The sequence below is a fragment of the Rugosimonospora africana genome, from assembly GCF_016862975.1.
Taxonomy (GTDB): domain Bacteria; phylum Actinomycetota; class Actinomycetes; order Mycobacteriales; family Micromonosporaceae; genus Rugosimonospora; species Rugosimonospora africana.
On record NZ_BONZ01000162.1, the window covers coordinates 1 to 2,436 of the forward strand.

Sequence of the window (2,436 nt, forward strand, 5' to 3'; positions counted from 1 at the left end):
AGTGCGCCACGTCGCACCTGGTTGTATCCCCGGCTCAGCCGGGAGGGACTCGAAGGGAGGTTCCTGGGTCTGATGGCTTACCCGCAGCCGAAAGGTGCGCGGGGACAAGAGCATGCCAGGAAACCAGCGGCCGGGCCTAGATGTCCGGAACGGTGCGCTGGGGGACCCGCGTGATATGGCGAAAGCTTGATTGCCTGAATCCCAATCTCCAGAAGAGGCAAGTTCACCTCCGCCGGAACGGGACGTCTGACACCGGTGCCAGCCCTGCGCGTTGACGTGAAATAGGCGCGCAACCTTCGGGGCCATGGAGCGATGCCCAATGAGGGCATTAAAGGAGATGAGTGGGACGCCTACGTCGCGCTGTGACGTATGACCAGGATGAACGTGGGATCGCCTACGGGACGCGAGTCCTATGGCGACGGAGGCCTCGTAGTAGTCGCCGGAGTCACGACCGGCCAGGGAGGACGGGAAAGCCGTCTACAGGGCGAAGGGGGCCAGGTGATCGGACACCGCAGAGTCGGGAGGTATGCGTAATGCAGAGCGCCGAAACGGTGCTGGGTGTCCTGCGTGAGCGCGGCGGGCGGGGCCTGCCGTTGGAGCAACTGTATCGGCAGATGTTCAACCCGCAGTTGTATCTGCTGGCCTACGGACGCATCTACGCCAACAAGGGTGCGATGACGCCCGGGGTCAGTCAGGAGACTGTGGATGGCATGTCGCTGGGCAAGATCGGTCGCATCATCGATGCGATGCGCGACGAGCGCTACCGGTTCCGCCCGGTGCGGCGGGTTCTGATCCCGAAGAAGAACGGGAAGACCCGTCCGCTCGGCCTGCCGACCTGGTCGGACAAGCTCGTCGGCGAGGTGGTGCGGCTGCTATTGGAGGCGTACTACGAGCCGACGTTCTCTGATCGGTCCCACGGGTTCCGGCCTGGGCGGGGCTGCCATACCGCGTTGCGGGAGGTGGCCAACACCTGGACCGGTTCGACCTGGTTCGTTGAAGGGGACGTCTCGGACTGCTTCGGGAGCCTCGACCACACGGTCATGCTCTCGATCCTGGCCGAACGCATCCACGACAACCGGTTCCTGCGGCTGGTGCGCAACATGCTCACCGCCGGATACTTGGAAGAATGGATCTGGCACGAGACCCTGTCCGGCGCGCCGCAAGGCGGGGTCGCATCGCCGGTCCTGTCCAACATCTACCTGCATAAGTTGGATGTGTTCGTCGAGAAGGTGCTGATTCCGGAGTACACCCGAGGCAAGCTTCGGGCCCGTAACCCGGCCTACCGCAAGGTGGAACACGCGCTGGCGTCCGCTCGACGGCGTGGTGACCGCGTCGCCGCGCGGACGTTGGTGAGGCAGTTGCACAGTCTGCCCAGCCAGGATCCCGATGATCCGAACTACCGCAGGCTGCGCTACTGCCGCTACGCCGACGACACCCTGTTCGGGTTCGCCGGACCGAAGGCCGAGGCCGAGGAAGTCAAACAGCGTCTGACAGCGTTCCTGCGCGAGGAACTCAAGCTCACCCTCGCCCAGGACAAGACGCTGATCACCCACGCCCGCACGGGCGCGGCGAAATTCCTCGGCTACGAGATCTCGGTGGCACGCACCAACCGCAGAACCAGGCGACCGTCGAGCACCGACCGGCGCAACCGGCGATCGCTCAACGGCACGATCGTTCTCCGGGTGCCACCATCGGTGATCAAGGCCAAGAGTGCCCTCTACCTGGCACGCGGCAGGCCAGCCTGCCGCAACCCGCTGCTACGCGAAGATGACTACACAATCGTCGCGAAGTACGGTGCCGAGTACCGGGGCATCGTCCAGTACTACCTGCTGGCCGGTGACGTCCAACGACTGCACCGGCTGCGCTGGGTTATGGAGACCTCGATGCTCCACACCCTGGCCCGCAAGCACCGCTCGTCGGTGTCGAAGATGGCGGCCAAACATAAAGCCAAAATCGCGACGACTTACGGGCCACGCACCTGCTTCGAGGCCCGCATCACTCGTGACAGCAGGAACCCACTGGTCGCCCGGTTCGGCGGGATCGCGCTCAAACGGCAGAAGACGGCGACGATCGTCGACCGTCAACCGCACCGACCGCTCTACCCCCACAAGCAGCTGATCAGCCGACTGCTAAAGGGTAGATGCGAGATCTGCGCCAGCACGGACTCTATCGAGATGCACCATGTCCGTAAGCTGGCCGACCTCACCACCGCGGTCGGGGCTCCACCAGCGTGGGCCAAGATCATGGCAAACAAGCGCCGCAAGACGCTCGTGGTCTGCGACGCCTGCCATGGCCAGATCCACGCGACGCCATCAACGCCCACGCAGTAGTCACTGGAGAGCCGGGTACTCGGAAACGGGTATGCCCGGTTCGGAGGGAGGCCACGCGGAAAAGGACCAGCCCACAGGCTGGCACCTCGCCGCGTGGCCGACCCTA

Annotated in this window: 1 protein-coding gene; it reads left to right on the forward strand. The window is 64.5% G+C overall.

The genetic code is table 11. The annotated features are described in order from the left end of the window. Positions 1 to 533: 533 nt before the first annotated feature. Positions 534 to 2,330, forward strand: a complete 1,797-nt coding sequence (locus Raf01_RS48975) for a reverse transcriptase/maturase family protein (RefSeq protein WP_239134598.1) — start codon at positions 534 to 536, stop codon at positions 2,328 to 2,330. Positions 2,331 to 2,436 lie beyond the last annotated feature (106 nt).